16 protein-coding genes are annotated in these 16,898 nt (G+C 46.4%); 5 read left to right on the forward strand and 11 right to left on the reverse strand.

All coding sequences use genetic code 11. The features are described from left to right. Positions 1 to 82 precede the first annotated feature (82 nt). From Q4Q54_RS10405 to yceD, 9 genes are all read right to left on the reverse strand, one after another. Positions 83 to 451 (reverse strand): hypothetical protein, encoded by a 369-nt coding sequence (locus Q4Q54_RS10405; RefSeq protein ID WP_311901068.1) that lies wholly within the window; start codon positions 449 to 451, stop codon positions 83 to 85. 233 nt (positions 452 to 684) lie between these two features. Further along, a complete protein-coding gene (gene fabF, locus Q4Q54_RS10410; protein WP_311901069.1) occupies positions 685 to 1,923 on the reverse strand; it encodes a beta-ketoacyl-ACP synthase II in 1,239 nt (412 codons plus the stop codon). Between the two features lie 236 nt (positions 1,924 to 2,159). Beyond that, positions 2,160 to 2,393 carry an acyl carrier protein gene (gene acpP, locus Q4Q54_RS10415; RefSeq protein WP_006081231.1) on the reverse strand — a complete coding sequence of 78 codons (234 nt, stop codon included), beginning with the start codon at positions 2,391 to 2,393 and terminating at the stop codon, positions 2,160 to 2,162. 164 nt (positions 2,394 to 2,557) lie between these two features. After that, positions 2,558 to 3,304: a 3-oxoacyl-ACP reductase FabG gene (gene fabG, locus Q4Q54_RS10420; RefSeq protein WP_006081230.1), complete on the reverse strand. Its 747-nt coding sequence runs from the start codon at positions 3,302 to 3,304 to the stop codon at positions 2,558 to 2,560. A gap of 9 nt (positions 3,305 to 3,313) precedes the next feature. Next, complete coding sequence (gene fabD / locus Q4Q54_RS10425) at positions 3,314 to 4,240, reverse strand: ACP S-malonyltransferase (RefSeq protein WP_311988401.1); 927 nt, start codon at positions 4,238 to 4,240, stop codon at positions 3,314 to 3,316. 60 nt (positions 4,241 to 4,300) lie between these two features. Further along, on the reverse strand, positions 4,301 to 5,260 hold the full coding sequence (locus Q4Q54_RS10430; protein WP_311988402.1) for a beta-ketoacyl-ACP synthase III: 960 nt from the start codon (positions 5,258 to 5,260) through the stop codon (positions 4,301 to 4,303). Between the two features lie 9 nt (positions 5,261 to 5,269). Further along, complete coding sequence (gene plsX, locus Q4Q54_RS10435) at positions 5,270 to 6,298, reverse strand: phosphate acyltransferase PlsX (RefSeq protein WP_220592683.1); 1,029 nt, start codon at positions 6,296 to 6,298, stop codon at positions 5,270 to 5,272. A gap of 15 nt (positions 6,299 to 6,313) precedes the next feature. Beyond that, a complete protein-coding gene (gene rpmF / locus Q4Q54_RS10440) occupies positions 6,314 to 6,484 on the reverse strand; it encodes a 50S ribosomal protein L32 (RefSeq protein ID WP_006081226.1) in 171 nt (56 codons plus the stop codon). 16 nt (positions 6,485 to 6,500) lie between these two features. Beyond that, positions 6,501 to 7,025, reverse strand: a complete 525-nt coding sequence (yceD, locus tag Q4Q54_RS10445; RefSeq protein WP_006087468.1) for a 23S rRNA accumulation protein YceD — start codon at positions 7,023 to 7,025, stop codon at positions 6,501 to 6,503. 262 nt (positions 7,026 to 7,287) lie between these two features. On the opposite strand from yceD, the gene Q4Q54_RS10450 reads away from it, so the two are divergent. Continuing rightward, on the forward strand, positions 7,288 to 7,872 hold the full coding sequence (locus Q4Q54_RS10450) for a nucleoside triphosphate pyrophosphatase (RefSeq protein WP_311988403.1): 585 nt from the start codon (positions 7,288 to 7,290) through the stop codon (positions 7,870 to 7,872). A gap of 195 nt (positions 7,873 to 8,067) precedes the next feature. Here Q4Q54_RS10450 and Q4Q54_RS10455 read toward each other — a convergent pair whose 3' ends face one another. Together Q4Q54_RS10455 and rluC are read right to left on the reverse strand one after the other, a co-directional pair. Beyond that, positions 8,068 to 8,775 (reverse strand): HAD-IA family hydrolase, encoded by a 708-nt coding sequence (locus Q4Q54_RS10455; RefSeq protein WP_311988404.1) that lies wholly within the window; start codon positions 8,773 to 8,775, stop codon positions 8,068 to 8,070. 22 nt (positions 8,776 to 8,797) lie between these two features. Next, the gene (gene rluC, locus Q4Q54_RS10460; protein ID WP_106650212.1) at positions 8,798 to 9,757 is read right to left on the reverse strand and encodes a 23S rRNA pseudouridine(955/2504/2580) synthase RluC; all 960 of its coding nucleotides are present in this window, start codon (positions 9,755 to 9,757) and stop codon (positions 8,798 to 8,800) included. Between the two features lie 542 nt (positions 9,758 to 10,299). Between rluC and rne the strand changes: the two genes are divergently transcribed. From rne to Q4Q54_RS10480, 4 genes are all read left to right on the forward strand, one after another. Next, the gene (gene rne, locus Q4Q54_RS10465; RefSeq protein WP_311988405.1) at positions 10,300 to 13,731 is read left to right on the forward strand and encodes a ribonuclease E; all 3,432 of its coding nucleotides are present in this window, start codon (positions 10,300 to 10,302) and stop codon (positions 13,729 to 13,731) included. Positions 13,732 to 13,884: 153 nt separating this feature from the next. Next, positions 13,885 to 15,444, forward strand: coding sequence for a SulP family inorganic anion transporter (locus Q4Q54_RS10470; RefSeq protein ID WP_311988406.1), 1,560 nt, complete (start codon positions 13,885 to 13,887; stop codon positions 15,442 to 15,444). 307 nt (positions 15,445 to 15,751) lie between these two features. Continuing rightward, a complete protein-coding gene (locus Q4Q54_RS10475) occupies positions 15,752 to 16,642 on the forward strand; it encodes a site-specific integrase (protein WP_311988407.1) in 891 nt (296 codons plus the stop codon). Then, positions 16,639 to 16,898: transposase zinc-binding domain-containing protein (locus Q4Q54_RS10480; protein ID WP_311988408.1), on the forward strand; the 260-nt coding region annotated here is incomplete at its 3' end. The genes Q4Q54_RS10475 and Q4Q54_RS10480, both read left to right, overlap by 4 nt.

The following is a 16,898-nucleotide window of genomic DNA, read 5'->3' on the forward strand; positions in this document are numbered from 1 at the left end:
CTTCGTGCAATAAGCTGAGTTTACGATAGAAATCCCCAATAGCGTAAAGATAATTACGATTGGCCTCGCCAAAGAATTCGATTTAACCAAAGTGACTAATAAGCACGCAGCAAAGCAGTAAACTCGGCAAGGCTAAACGGTAAAGCCATAGCTGTAGCGCGCTGCTGACAAAGCGAGTGACCTTTGCAAAAGTGTACACACCTAAGCCAAGCATGAAGAAACCTAGCACTTCGAGACCCGAGGACATATTGCTGTCGCCACCAACATTAATCGCCGTCACCAATAAGGCAAACCAGACGACCACGTAAGCGGCTATTGCTAAGGTAAAAGTCTTGATCCCTATGTCCATGTTAGGATGCCAAACTTTAAATTCACCGCGGATCAATTCGGTCAGATTGGCCGTTAATGCGCCGATGAGGGGGACAAGCGGGATCACCGCAGGGTTTAACATGACACACTCCATCAAGATTAAATATATCTGTCATTATCTGTGGCCAATAGAATTAAACAAGCTTGATGAACAAAGGTTAACGTCATGGATATCAGGTAGTTAGAAAGTGATTCTTATCACAATAAAGGCGTAAAATAATGCTACTCAATTCACAATCTCAATGGATTTTATCCATAAAAAATGCGCCCTCAGGCGCATTTCTTCACTGTTTTTTTGCACTATCAATGCAAGTTTTACACTTTCTTAAACAGTAATGAACCGTTAGTCCCACCAAAACCGAAGGAATTACACAGAGCGTAATCCATCTTCACGTCACGGGCAGTATGAGCAACAAAGTCTAAATCACAACCTTCATCTGGATTATCCAAATTGATGGTTGGCGGAACAGCTTGGTCGCGCAGTGCTAGTAAGGTGAAAATCGCTTCAACTGCACCTGCAGCACCTAAGAGGTGACCCGTCATCGATTTAGTCGAGCTAACCAGTACTTTATAGGCGTGATCGCCAAATACAGACTTAACCGCTGCCGCTTCCGCTTTATCACCCGCAGGCGTTGACGTACCGTGGGCGTTGATATAGCCAATTTGCTCCAGTGATAACTTAGCGTCATTAATGGCATTGACCATAGCCGCAGCAGCGCCAGCACCGTCGCTTGGAGGCGATGTCATGTGGAAAGCATCACCGCTCATACCAAAACCGACTAACTCGCCGTAAATGGTCGCACCGCGCGCTTTAGCGTGTTCGTACTCTTCCATCACCATCACACCCGCACCGTCACCGATCACAAAACCATCACGGTCTTTATCCCATGGACGACTTGCCGCAGTCGGATCGTCATTGCGTGTCGATAATGCTTTCGCAGCACCAAAACCTGCCACGCCTAAAGGAGAAGTGACATCCTCAGCACCGCCCGCAACCATCACGTCTGCATCGCCATAGGCAATGGTACGCGCCGCAAAACCGATATTGTGCACGCCCGTAGTACAAGCGGTCGTCACGGCGAAATTGGGTCCTTTCATGCCAAACATGATCGACAAGTGGCCCGAAATCATATTGATGATAGTGCTAGGTACAAAGAAAGGAGAAACCTTACGCGGGCCACCATTCATCAATGCGCTGTGGTTTTGTTCAATTAACCACATACCGCCCATACCTGCACCAATAGCAGTACCGACACGACCTGGGTTTTCTTTGCTCATATCCAGACCTGAGTCTTGGATAGCTTGAATGCCAGCCGCCATACCGTATTGAATAAAGAGGTCCATCTTACGGGCATCTTTTTTCGTTAAGTATTGCTCAATATCGAAATCTTTTACTGAACCACTGAAACGAGTGGTAAATTCACTGGCATCAAATTTGGTTATCGGTGCAATACCACTCTTACCCGAAAGCAAAGCCTTCCAAGTAGTATCGACAGTATTGCCCACTGGAGTTACTAACCCCAAACCGGTTACCACTACACGACGTTTAGACACGGCAGTCACCTTTAAATGCTAAATTTTTTAGTTCTGATAGATAAAACAAGGCTTTCTATCATTAGACAATTTCTTAAATAACTTTATTTAGAAAAATTCGCCAATCTGCGGCGAGCATCTCGTGGATAACAATTAAAACACGATCCAGAGACGATTGAATGGCACGGAGACAGAATTTGACGGGGGTAAAACAAAAACAGGCGGCAAAAATGCCGCCTGTCTTCAAGAATTCAGAATTACTGATTCTTAGAAACGTAGTCGATCGCTGCTTGAACAGTAGTGATCTTTTCAGCTTCTTCATCAGGGATCTCGGTATCAAACTCTTCTTCCAGAGCCATAACCAACTCAACAGTGTCCAGAGAATCTGCACCCAGATCGTCAACGAAAGATGCCGCTGGCTTAACGTCTTCTTCTTTAACGCCCAGTTGCTCTACAATGATTTTCTTTACACGTTCTTCGATGTTGCTCATTAGTTTTCTTTCCTATTCAAATTACGCACTTGCGTAAGATTGCGAGTAGTTTATTAGATTTGGCTGACAATGCAAGCTTAGTTTTCGTGGTCTAACCACGAAATTTCACTATCAATTGATACAGATCACTACTCAGTTGCGACAGAAATCCCTGCCATTCGCCCTTAAACCATGTACATGCCGCCATTCACATGCAAAGTTTCGCCTGTGATGTAAGCGGCTGAGTCCGAGGCCAAGAAGAGCACTGCGTTCGCAATTTCTTGCGCTTGCCCTAATCGTTCCATCGGAACCTGTGACATGATAGCTTTTTGCTGCTCTTCGGTCAGCTCATCTGTCATATCGGTCTGGATAAATCCAGGAGCGATAGCATTAACTGTAATTTGACGAGATGCAACCTCTCTTGCAAGAGATTTTGTAAATCCAATCAAACCCGCCTTTGCTGCCGAGTAGTTAACTTGACCTGCATTGCCCATGGTGCCTACCACTGAACCGATATTGATGATTCGGCCAAAGCGCTTTTTCATCATGGTACGCATCACAGGTTTTGATAGTCTAAATAACGATGTCAGGTTAGTGTCGATAATATCCTGCCATTCATCATCTTTCATCCGCATCAGCAGATTATCACGGGTTATACCCGCGTTGTTGACTAGAATATCAACATCACCGGCTTTTTCTTTGATCGAGGCGAATAAATGTGTAACAGATTCACTATCTGTGACATTAAGCACTAAACCAAAACCTTTGTCACCCAGATATTCTTGGATCGCCGCAGCGCCCTTCTCACTGGTTGCGGTTCCAATAACCACTGCACCGGCTTCGACCAGTGTTTCAGCGATCGCACGGCCAATACCGCGGCTCGCACCAGTCACCAAAGCCACTTTGCCTGTTAAATTCAGGTTGAAACTCATATAAACTCCTTACTCAGTTAATGCTGCTAATGAAGCAACATCATTAACCGCTTGGGCTGATAGTGATTTATTAATTCGTTTTGCTAATCCTGTCAATACTTTACCAGGACCACATTCCACCAGTTGGGTAATGCCTTTTTGGGCCATTAGCTCAACAGTTTCGCTCCAGCGGACAGGACAATATAACTGACGTACTAATGCATCTTTAATGTCATCAGCAGAGGTGGGTGATGCCACATCAACGTTATTAATCACAGTAATCGTTGGGGCATTAAACTGTACATCATTTAATGCCACGGCCAGTTTATCCGCCGCAGGTTTCATTAATGCGCAGTGTGATGGCACGCTGACAGGTAAAGCCACCGCCATTTTAGCACCCGCAGCTTTACAAGCTGCAGCAGCGCGCTCAACGGCGTCTTTTTGACCCGCGATAACCACTTGACCAGGACTGTTGAAGTTGACAGGGCTCACCACGTCACCTTGAGCCGCTTCGGCGCAGGCATTGGCGATACCGTCATTGTCTAACCCAATAATGGCATACATGGCGCCTGTGCCAGCGGGAACCGCTTGCTGCATCAGCTGACCGCGTAATTCCACCAACTTAATTGCGTCTTTAAAATCCATCACACCGGCGCACACTAAAGCAGAATATTCGCCTAGGCTGTGACCCGCTAACATGGCCGGCATAGATTTGCCTGAAGCCACGTAGGCACGCCAAATCGCCACGCTCGCCGCTAATAGGGCTGGTTGGGTTTTATCGGTTTCATTTAAGCTTTCAACGGGACCTTGCTGAACCAATGCCCACAGGTCATAACCTAAGACGTCACTCGCCTCGGCAAAGGTTTGCCCAACAACGGCGTGTGATTCGGCAAGCTCGGCTAACATGCCTAGGGCTTGTGAACCTTGGCCTGGAAATACAAAAGCAACATTTTCCATATTCAAATTACCTATGGCTAACTTAATTTATTGAAAATCATGTGGAAACACATGTAGAGCTTAGAAGCGGATAAGCGCACTGCCCCACGCAAAACCAGCACCAAAGGCCTCGAGCAGCAGTAGATGCCCACGCTGAATACGGCCATCACGCACGGCTTCATCTAATGCGATAGGCACAGAGGCCGCCGAGGTATTACCGTGTTTAGCTAAGGTCAATACGACTTTATCAAGACTCATATCGAGCTTTTTCGCGGTGGCATTAATAATACGGAAATTAGCTTGGTGTGGGACTAACCAGTCAATTTCTGACTTATCGATATTGTTGATGCGCAAAGTCTCTGTCACAACATGGGACAATTGAGTCACAGCCACTTTAAAGACATCGTTACCTTTCATGGTCATAAAGCCGACCGCTTCTGAGATTTCGCCTTTACGTGGTGGAAATGCGCATTTCAATAAGTCGCCTTGGCGACCATCGGCATAAATGTGGGTCGAAATGATCCCTGGCGTTTCAGATGCGCCAATCACAACAGCGCCCGCACCATCACCAAATAAAATAATCGTTGAACGATCTTCTGGCTCACATAGGCGAGACAGCACATCGGCACCAATCACTAATACTTTTTTAGCAGCGCCCGTTTTAACAAATTGGTCGGCAACAGATAAAGCATAAACAAAGCCTGAACAAGCCGCAGCGATGTCGAATGCTGGAATGGTATGCACGCCAAGCATGGCTTGGATTTCACAGGCCGCTGCTGGAAAAGCATTGGGGGCACTGGTGGTGCCGCAAACGATCATGTCTAAATCTGATGCTTCTATGCCAGCCATTTCCAGCGCTTTGAGTGCCGCTTGGTAGCCCATAGTTGAAACGGTTTCATCGAAGGCCGCAATGCGACGTTCTGATATACCTGTACGTTCAACAATCCATTGGTCACTGGTTTCCACCATTTTTTCCAAATCTTGATTGCTACGCACCTGCACTGGCAGATAACTACCAGTTCCGAGAATTTTTGTATGCATAAGGAGGGATCAGTTATTTATATCTAAAAGAATCGACTCCAAACGATCTTTTATCATTTCAGGGAGTCGACGTTGAGCTTCCGTTACTGCCAAACTAATTGCTTGTAAATAGGCAGTTTCATCCGCGTTTCCATGGCTTTTTACAACTATTCCGCGCAATCCTATCAGACTTGCACCGTTATAGTGGTCGGGGTTCATCTGACTAAGGACCGCCTGAATACGTGGGGCGATAAGTTTAGCCAGAAAACGAACAAATAAACCTTGGGTTAGTCCCCGTTTTAACTGATGTACCAATAATTTGGCAATGCCTTCAGAGGTTTTAAGCGTGATGTTACCCACAAACCCATCACAAACAATCACATCCACATTACCGGAGTAGATTTCATCCCCTTCGATAAAACCCGTGTAATTGATTTGTTCTGTGTGTTGCAGTAACTGCGCCGCTTGCTGAACTTGATCGTTACCTTTAATCTCTTCAATGCCCACATTGAGCAAAGCGACTTTTGGCCGAGATTTCTTATCTACCGCTTCGCACAGGACTGAGCCCATCACGGCAAATTGAAATAAGGTTTCCGAGTCACAGGAAATATTCGCGCCCAAATCCAACAAATAAACCGGTTTTTGAGTCACCGCAGGTAAACAACTGACTAATGCGGGTCGATCAACACCAGGCAAGGTCTTCAGCAATACTTTCGCCATTGCCATTAACGCACCTGTGTTACCGGCACTCACACACGCTTGTGCGCGGTCGTCACGCACTAACTCAATCGCCAATCGCATGGAACTGTTTTTACGTGTACGCAAAGCATGCACAGGTCGATCGGACATACTAACGACTTCATCGGTATGAATGATTTCTATGCGTGAAAGTAGATTTGCTTCGGTTTGACGTAGATAGACATCAATTTCAGTCTTGTCACCGACTAAAATGATTTTAAGAAAAGAATGTAATTTTAGTGCCCGCAAGGCTGCAGGCACCGTGACGTGGGGGCCATGATCACCACCCATTGCATCTAACGCAAGCGTCAGATTCGTCATTAGGAAACCAACAAATTACTTGTTGATTACCTTTTTACCGCGATAGAAGCCATCTGCAGTCACATTGTGACGCATATGGATTTCACCGCTGGTAGCGTCTACAGACAGCTGAGCAGTGCTCAGTGCGTCATGTGAACGGCGCATTCCGCGCTTTGAACGTGATTTTTTGTTCTGTTGTACAGCCATTGGCCTGTCTCCTAGATTACTTGCTCTTCAGTTTTTCTAACACTGCAAACGGATTTGGACGCTCCTCATGAGCGGGTTCGATCTCGCCTACAACCATGTCTTTAGATCCAGCACTGCAATCAATTTCTTGATGCATTGGGATTATCGGCATAGCGACTATCAATTCATCTTCGATCAATTGATGTAGACGCACTTCGCCAATTTCATTGCACTCAATTGGGTCATACGCATCCGGGAGCTCATCGATTTCTGCCTTAGTCCGGCATGGACCGAAGCAAAACTCGACCGTAACCTCAGTGGTAAATAGCGTCATGCAACGTTGACATATCAGAGTGAGCTCCGTCACAGCCTTCCCTTTCAGGTAGACTATCCCCTGTAAATCTACGCCACATTCAAGCGACACTGCCACATCGGAACAGTCGCCGGCACATAACTCATTTAATCTTTTCAATTGCACACCAGGAACAACGCCCTGATAAACTAGGCGACTCGAGGCGGCGCGAAATGGATCAATTGAAACCGGTATCTTTACTGTTTGCATAAGGCGCGCATATTATAGTTTGAAAACGCTAGAGTCAAAGAAAAAATTCTAACTTAAGTCCCAGTTTGCGACTTAAGCCTTTCTCCAGCTCCAACATTGAAATTGACGGAAGCGAAATAGTACCCAAGCACGAGGTCGCATACAAGCATAAGCCGACTAAAATAGTCGCATTCACGGAAAAGAAACCGTAAAAGACGAAACTCTTGCACTCTCTAGCGCAGATTGGTCACAATATGAGTCACTCTTTTGCGGATATCCTATTATGCCAACCCCATTAATCTTAGCTTCGACCTCTGTATACCGACAGTCTTTACTGCAAAAACTCGGTCTTCCCTTCGAATGCTGCAATCCTGATATTGACGAAACGGCGCATATCGATGAATCGGCCCATGCCTTAGTGCTGCGATTAGCCAAAGCAAAAGCCGTCGCAGGTGCAGAACAATTCCCCGATGGGCTGATTATTGGCTCCGATCAAGTTGCCGTCATTGATGGCAAGATTATCGGTAAGCCCCATCATTTTGATAATGCCGTCGCGCAGCTCACCCAAGCCTCTGGTAAAACCATCACCTTTTATACGGGTCTTGCACTCTACAACGCCGAAAAGGGCGCCATGGCCGCCGAGGTTGAACCCTTTACGGTGCATTTCAGGCATCTTAGCCATGCGCAAATTGTCGCCTACGTAGAAAAAGAACAGCCCTATTATTGCGCGGGCAGTTTTAAGAGCGAAGGCTTAGGTATCGCGTTATTTACCGAGCTTGAAGGTCGCGATCCTAATACCTTGGTTGGCTTACCACTGATTTTACTGACCGAAATGCTGCTAGCCCAAGGGGTAGACGTTCTCGCTTAATGGGCATAAACATTTGCTTATTCGTTTGCTGAAGTTTTGCTCAGCGAACTCTGTTTATTAAATCGATTAAGCGCACCAATAAATGCCGAGCAGCAGATTCGTTTTATTGACGAGAAGATAGGACGTAAATAAAGGTAACTAGGAAGTACTCATGCCTAGCGGCATGTATTGCCGCTTCAGCACTAAATAGCAAGGCTAGAGGTATTGCAGCAATTGCGCAGGTGAATCAATCAAGGCAATAGGTTTCGCCCGCAGCAACTTTTCGGCACTATGAGCGCCATAGGTCACACCAACGCTATCAATCCCTGCATTGGCCGCCATGGTTAAATCCAGCAGAGAATCACCCACCATTAAAGCTCTGTTCGGTGCAATATTCAATTCTTTCAGTAAGCTTGAGATCATTTCAGGATGGGGTTTACTGTGCACTTCATCGGCGCAGCGTGACGCAACAAAGTATCGACCTAAGCCCGTTTGCTCGAAAACGCGATCAAGTCCCGCACGAGCCTTACCGGTTGCAACAGCTAATTGATAACCTTGAGTATGTAACTCGTCGATTAAAAGGGGCGCTTGTGCAAAGAGCGGTGTTGGCGTGGCGTCTAAATGCAAATATTGCGCTTTAAACTCGGCGCGCATCTGCTGATATTGATCATCTTCGCCTTGACCAAATGCATTTTTAGGATGTTGAGGCTGAGAATATACAGAAGAAGCGCTGAGATTGAGTCCCTGAGGAAACAGGACTCGCAGCGCTTCTGTCATAGAAAGACCGATAATATCGCTTTCGCTTGGGATAGGTAACTGCAATGCCCTAGCCATATTTTCAATACAAGTGATAATTTTACCGATGGAATCCATCAGAGTGCCATCCCAATCGAAAATCACTAAATCGTATTGCTTTATCTTCATCCTTGAAACCTATCCCTGTTAATTACGCACGCTTTAACTTATCGAGTAATTGCGACAAGTTTTCATCTAAGGGCGCAGAGACCCGCATCACTTCATCATTTTCTGGATGAATGAACATCAACTCAGCCGCATGTAAAAAGAGTCGAGTTAAGCCTAATGCACGCATGCTGTCGTCAAACCCTTGCTCGCTGTATTTATCATCACAGGCGATAGGATGACCCGCAAATTGGCAATGCACCCGAATTTGGTGAGTCCGCCCAGTGACAGGGCTTGCCTTCACAAGCGTACACCCTTGGTAACGTTGCATAATTTTAAAGCGCGTTTCTGAAGGTTTACCTTCCGCATTAACACGCACTATGCGCTCACCGGATTTTAGGGTGATTTTTAATAAAGGCTGTTTAACGGCTTTATCTTGAGCAGACCATTCACCTTTCACTAAAGCCAGATAGTCTTTCTGCATCTTTTTATATCGAAGCTGATCATGCAGATGTTTAAGCGCACTACGTTTTTTCGCCACCAACAACACACCCGAAGTATCTTTATCGAGACGATGTACTAACTCTAAAAACTTCTGTTGAGGGCGCAGCGAACGCAGGGCTTCAATCACACCGTAATCGACACCACTACCGCCATGCACAGCAATGCCTGCAGGTTTATTCAACACGATCAAATGATTGTCTTCGTGCAGAATACGGTCTTCGAGTTGCGAAACTTTGCTTAAGTTCGCCGATGGCGCGGTACGATTATCTGGCTCTGCCACTCGGACAGGCGGAATACGTACTATGTCACCAATCTGCAATTTATACTCGGGTTTGATGCGTTTCTTATTTACTCGAACCTCGCCCTTACGGACAATCCGATAGATCATGCTTTTCGGCACGCCCTTCAGCTTGGTCATTAAGTAGTTATCGATACGCTGTTCGAAGTGATCTTCATCAATCGTGATCAACTGAACCTGTTGTGTGGTGGATTCTATATTCATGATGCGCCATCTAATTATAACGGTCGCCATTGTACAACAACTGAGAAGAATTGTGCCTTTCCATTGCTGAATTTTTTGATTATTGCTATATTTCACCAGCGATTAGGGATAAGCCGTGAATAAAGTGTTCACAACGCCCTGATCCCAAGCGGAAAATTTAACGGATAAAAAAACACTTTCCTGATAGCAAGTCATTGATTTGCAAATCGTATAATAAGTAAAAATACCACAAATGCGTTTTTTACGATTAAATCGAGAAAGTCGCCTTACTTTAATAAGGTTTACCCTAGATTTTCCTCCCCGATTTCGAAGGATATTTTAACTTGTCGTCAGACAAACCGATTCGACTTGGGCATTACCGGAAAGAAACTAAAGAATTTATGGGGTTGGTTGATGTTTTACAACGAATTCCTTGTTTTTGTAATCATTAAAAAATAAGCCATAAATAGGATGCGACACGCAGCGACTGCGTCTAACAGCAATGCGCACCTCTTGCCTAGCCACCAGCCGTGAGGCTCAGTTGACCTACTGCTAGGCCCGTAATGCAGCGAAGCGCGATGTTTGATGACCTCTATTTAAAGAAGAATGACGTCATCATGAAACGTATGTTAATCAATGCAACTCAATCAGAAGAGTTGCGTGTTGCCCTTGTTGATGGGCAACAACTGTATGATCTAGATATTGAAAGTCCAGGTCATGAGCAAAAAAAATCAAACATTTACAAAGGTAAAATTACCCGCGTAGAACCGTCTTTAGAAGCCGCTTTCGTTGACTACGGTGCCGATCGTCACGGCTTTTTACCGCTAAAAGAAATCGCCAGAGAATATTTCCCGAAAGGGTATTCATTTCAAGGTCGCCCAAATATCAAAGAAGTGGTCAGTGAAGGACAGGAAGTTATTGTCCAAATTGACAAAGAAGAACGCGGCAATAAAGGCGCAGCCTTAACGACCTTCATCAGCCTTGCAGGCTCTTACTTAGTATTAATGCCAAACAACCCACGTGCAGGCGGGATTTCTCGTCGCATCGAAGGTGATGAGCGTACTGAGTTAAAAGAAGCAATGGCCGATTTAGAAGTGCCAGCGGGCATGGGGCTTATCGTTCGTACTGCCGGTGTAGGCAAAGAATCAGCCGAATTAAAGTGGGACTTAAAAGTTCTGCAACACCACTGGGCTGCTATCACCGAAGCTTCACAAGTTAAAGGCGCTCCTTTCTTAATTCATCAAGAAAGCAACGTGATTGTGCGCGCTATTCGTGACTATTTACGTCGTGATGTAGGCGAGATCCTCATCGACCACCCACGTATTTACGAAGAAGCTAAGCAACATATCGCCTTAGTTCGCCCTGATTTCGTCGAGCGCGTAAAACTTTACGAAGCCGAAGTGCCATTATTTACTCACTTCCAAATTGAATCGCAAATCGAATCCGCTTTCCAACGCGAAGTGCGTCTGCCATCTGGTGGGTCGATTGTTATCGACCCAACGGAAGCCTTAACCTCAATCGATATCAACTCTGCCCGTGCCACTAAAGGCGGCGATATTGAAGAGACTGCGCTGAACACTAACCTTGAAGCCGCCGATGAAATTGCCCGTCAATTACGTCTACGTGACTTAGGTGGATTAGTGGTGATCGACTTTATCGATATGACGCCTGTGCGCCATCAGCGTGAAGTTGAAAACCGCTTACGTGATGCAGTTCACCACGACCGTGCCCGTGTGCAATTAGGCCGTATTTCTCGTTTCGGTTTGATGGAAATGTCGCGTCAACGTCTACGCCCATCACTCGAAGAATCAGCGGCACACATCTGCCCTCGCTGTCATGGCCAAGGCACAATTCGCAGTACTGAGTCTTTAGCACTGTCGATTTTACGTTTGATGGAAGAAGAAGCCATCAAAGAAAACACCTCGCAAATCGAAGCCATTGTACCTGTCGATGTGGCGGCATTCTTGTTAAACGAGAAACGCAAAGCCATTCGCATCACAGAGCAACGTCACGATGTCGAAGTATATGTGATACCTGATGCGCACATGATGACGCCAGATTATCGCGTGATCCGTCACCGTAGTGATGATGAAATCAGCGAATCGAGCTATAAGCGTATCGAACAGCCTGAAGCTAAATTGTATGAGCCACGTAAACTGGAACGTACCGCAGCGCCTATTCCGGCATTAAAAGGGTTTGCCGCGCCACAGAAAGTGGAACAAGCCCCATCACCAACGGTGAAAGTTGAAGCGCCACAACCAGGTTTCTTCAGCAAGCTTGTGAGTGCAATCAGTGCTATGTTTGCACCAAGCGAAAAAGCAGAACCCGTAAAAGTTGTTGAAACTAAAACAACCGATACCAGTGCAGCTAACGCTAACCGCCGTAACCGTCGCAACGATACTCGCCGCCCACGTAATGCCCAAGATGCCGACAAAGCAAAAGAAAGCACTCGTGAGCCACGCAGCCGTAATTCGAAAAAACCGGCTGATGCAGCGGTAAATACAAGCGCTCAAGAACGTCCTGTTCGTGAGAAAGAAGAAACTAAACGTCCAGCGCGATCCGAACCTAAGCCACGTGTACAAGCACCAAAAGATGTGGTTGCTGACGTAGAAGCCGATGCACCTAAGCAAGAAGTCGCCCGTGAACGTCGTCAACGTCGTAACATGCGCCGTAAGGTGCGTATCGATAATGGCCATAACACGCCAGATAATGCTATTCCAATTGCACCAGAAGATGCCGCTGAAGTATTAGCTGAGATTGCTGCAGTTAACGCCGCGGCGGCGAGCACTATCAGTGTTGACACTAAAACTGAAGTTGCCCAAGCACCAACTGAAACAAAAGCACCAAGAACACGTCGTCAGCCTCGTAAAGAAACGGCACCTGTTCAAGAAGCGGCAGAAAATATTGCAGTAGAAGAAAAAGCAGTAATGTCTACAGAAACTGAAGCCCCAGCAGTTGAGCCAGTGAAAACAGCTGAACAAACTGAAGTGGTTACAGCTGATGTTGTAGCACCTATGGATGCGATATCGCAAGATAACGACACAATTGATGCTGAAAGCGAAACTGCTGATGATCAAGCAAAACGCGAGCAAAGAGATGGTCAACGTCGTAGCCGTCGTAGCCCGCGTCACCTTCGTGCAGCGGGTCAACGCCGTCGTCGCGACGAAGATGACCAAGGTACATCAACGCCAGCGCAATTCATCCCTAACGATGAATTGGGTGCTGACCAAGAGTATCCAACCGAAGTCGCCAGTGTCCGTGTAGAAACGCCAGTTGTTGCAACTAAAACAGATGCAGTGACTGAAACTCAAGTAACTGCTAAGTCCATTGAAGTAGAAACAGCACAAGCTAGCGAAGCACCTGTTGTTGAAGCTCCTGTAGTCGTTAAAGCTGAAGCGAAAGTTGAAACGCCAGCAAGTGACGTTGCATCAGTCGAAACTCAGCCAGTGGAGACTAAAGCCACTGAAGCGGATGCGCCAAAAACGGTTGAAGTTAAAATTGACGTTGCACCAGTCGTTGAAGCTCCAGTAGCCAGCGTTGCAGTAGAAACCGAAGTGGTTAACGCCCCTGTAGTTGAAAGCCCAGCGATTACACCAGCTGCGCTAAAAGTTGAAGCGGCTAAAGTTGAAGTGGCTAAGACTGAAACTGCTGTAGAGCCAAGCGTTGCACCAAGTGTTGAAGTTAAAGAAGCGATTAAAGCTGCAGCCTCTGCTCCAATGGCAAAACCTGCTGCTATCGCTAAGCCTCAAGCAACAGTGCAAGTGGCCCCAACGACAGTGAATCCGCAAATCACTGACGCCCTTGTAGTCAACAAGCCGAAAGCCGCAAGCCGTTTTGGTTCTATGGTGTCTTCGGATATGACCAAGCCTGTAGTTGAAGTGAGAGAGCAAGTGGCAGTGCCTAAAGGACGCGAGTATGAGAATACTACAACCGAAGAGCCTACCGCCAAAATTAAACTCACTAACGGTGCTGAGTCGGATATGGCTCGTCCATAACCACTTTAGTTAGTCAGAAAAGCCATGCGATTGCATGGCTTTTTTATTTCTATCGTAAAACACACACTATATTTAAGGTTTAGCTCAATCCATTTTTTTGTTAGTATTCGCGCCTTATTTTTATCCACACAACAACTTAATAACAGAGGTTCAATGTTTGATCTCATTCGCCACAAAACGTCTAGCCATAAAGCCGATGTGCTTTCAGGGCTAACAGTTGCACTTGCGCTTATTCCTGAAGCGGTCGCATTTGCCTTTGTCGCCCATGTAGAGCCTATGGTTGGACTTTATGCCGCCTTTATTATGGGGCTAATAACGGCACTGATTGGTGGCCGTCCTGGAATGATTTCGGGTGCGACTGGCGCTATGGCCGTTGTCATGGTGTCTTTGGTCGTTGAGCACGGTGTCCAATATTTATTTGCTGCCGTGGTCTTAGCGGGACTTATCCAGATCTCTGCTGGCGTGTGTAAACTCGGTAAATTCATTCGCATAGTGCCCTATCCCGTCATGATTGGCTTTGTGAATGGTCTAGCGATTGTAATTTTCCTCGCCCAGTTAGGTCAGTTTAAAGTTAAGGATGCCAGCGGAAATCTAGTCTGGCTGCCCCAAGAACCATTAATGTTGATGTTAGGTTTAGTGGCTCTGACGATGGCCATTATTTATTTTCTGCCTAAGATCACCACAGCAGTCCCTTCATCATTAGCCGCAATCCTCACTGTGACGGCACTTGTCGTAGGACTCGATCTGGATACTCGTAACGTACTCGATTTCCTCAAAACCATGAGTGGTAACGACAATGCGACCATAGCAGGTTCATTACCTAGCTTTGCGATTCCCTCTGTGCCTTTTAATCTTGAAACCTTATATATCATCCTGCCCTATGCCTGCATCTTGGCGGCAGTCGGTCTTATCGAATCTCTGCTAACGCTGACTGTGATAGATGAGATGACTAATACCCGTGGCCGCAGCAACAAAGAATGCGTCGGCCAAGGCCTTGGAAACATCACCAGCGGCTTCTTCGGCGCTATGGGTGGTTGTGCCATGATAGGTCAATCTATGATTAATATTAACTCGGGTGGACGCGGCCGATTATCAGGAATTACAGCTGCAGTTGCACTGCTTGCCTTTATCTTATTTGGCGCTTCATTTATTGAGATTATTCCCCTTGCGGCGCTGGTTGGAGTGATGTTTATCGTTGTGCTCGGCACCTTTGAATGGGCAAGCTTTAAGTTTATGGGCAAGGTCCCGAAACACGATGCCTTTGTTATCGTGCTAGTGACAACGGTAACCGTATTTACCGATCTAGCATTTGCGGTATTTGTCGGTGTCATCGTTTCTGCCTTAGTCTTTGCCTGGGAACATGCCAAGCATATCAATGTGACTGAAGAGCAGAACAATCAAGGCTGGAAAGTCTACAAACTCAATGGTCCATTGTTTTTCGGCTCAATCGCAAACTTCCTCGAATTATTTGACCCAGCAAAAGATCCTCAAGATGTGGTTATCGACTTTAAGAACTCTCGAGTCGCCGATCACTCCGCATTAGAAGCAATAGACACGCTCGCTGAGCGTTATGGTAATGCTGGTAAGAAGTTACACTTGATCCACTTGAGCGCTGACTGTAAAGCACTGCTGCATAAAGCGGGTGATCTCGTCGAAGTGAATCAACTCGACGATCCTCACTATAAAGTGGCCGATGATAAGCTGGATTCATAATCTAATTTTCAACAATAAGTGCTAGCTTAAATTAAATATGAAATACCAAAGCCTGAATCGCAATGTTCAGGCTTTTTTATCGACTCAACGCCAATCATTGAATGGCAAAAAGCTGAGTCATATCAATCTATAATCCATCCCACACGATTTTAGCAGTAATTATCTGAATTCTGGTTTAGCCATGGCGAAATGTGTAGTTCAACGAAGCCGCTTTGCGGCAGGAACAAGATAAAACCATCCTTTTGCCCCTCATCCTAAATACTTGCTAGACGCGACCTGCTTCGGTCGCAAACCTAGGAGTATCATCATGGACATTCACGAACAACAACGCTTTGATTTACTTTATGAACAACATCTTACCAACTTAACCTTGCAAGGCAAGCGGCCTGCAACCATTGATGCCTATAGCCGAGCTATACGCCGTATTGCGGCATATTTTGACTGCTGCCCCGATACCCTGACCTCCGATGATTTAAAGCGCTATTTTGCCGACTTAATTGCCTCACATTCATGGAGCACCGTCAAACTCGACCGTAACGGCTTGCAGTTTTTCTACTTTCACGTCCTCAATAAATCTTGGCAGTGGCTTAATATTGTTAAGCCTCCACAGGTGAAACACCTGCCCGATATCCTCACGCCCTGCGAGGTCGCGATAGTTATCAGCCTCACGCGTCAACTGCGTTATCAGGTCTGTTTCTTAACCCTGTACAGCATGGGTTTGCGCCTAGGGGAAGCGATATCATTGCAGGTCGGGGATATTGATGCGGGGCTGATGCAAGTGCATATCTGTGATGCTAAAGGTGGCAAGGATAGACTGGTGCCTTTACCTCAACGCACCTTGTTAGCCTTACGCTATTATTGGCGCACCCACCGTCATCCTCGTTTGTTGTTTCCAGGTAAAGATAATCAACCCGACTCACTCATGGACAGAGGTGGGCTCCAAAAAGCCATGAAGCAAGTCATTTTCGAGTGCAACATTCATAAAGCCATCAGTCCGCACAGTCTACGCCACAGTTATGCCACCCATTTACTGGAGCAAGGACTCGATTTGCGCTCAGTGCAAACACTGCTCGGCCACCATAGCCTGAATACCACCGCCCGTTACACGCGGCTCACTGACATCACTCGAAAAAACACTTGTGAGGCGATTAACCAACTAACCAACGGCTTAGCCTTGAGGTGGGAGTGTGGGTTATGAGCCAGTTTATCGATATCTTACGCCAACATCTGGCGGATTTTCAGCGGCGTTATGCCCATCAAATCACCCCAGAAATACATGCTGCTATCCATGCCATGCTCAGCTGTCGCTGTAACACGGCGAGAGTGAGCTGCTGGGGTTGTCAAACCTGCGAGCAACAGCTTGAGTTTCCGCTCTCTTGCGGTCATCGCAGTTGCCCACAGTGTCAACATGGCACCACATGTGACTGGTTGAGTAAACAACAAGCCAAGTTATT

Source organism: Shewanella sp. SP2S2-4, assembly GCF_031932025.1.
GTDB classification, from domain to species: domain Bacteria; phylum Pseudomonadota; class Gammaproteobacteria; order Enterobacterales; family Shewanellaceae; genus Shewanella; species Shewanella baltica.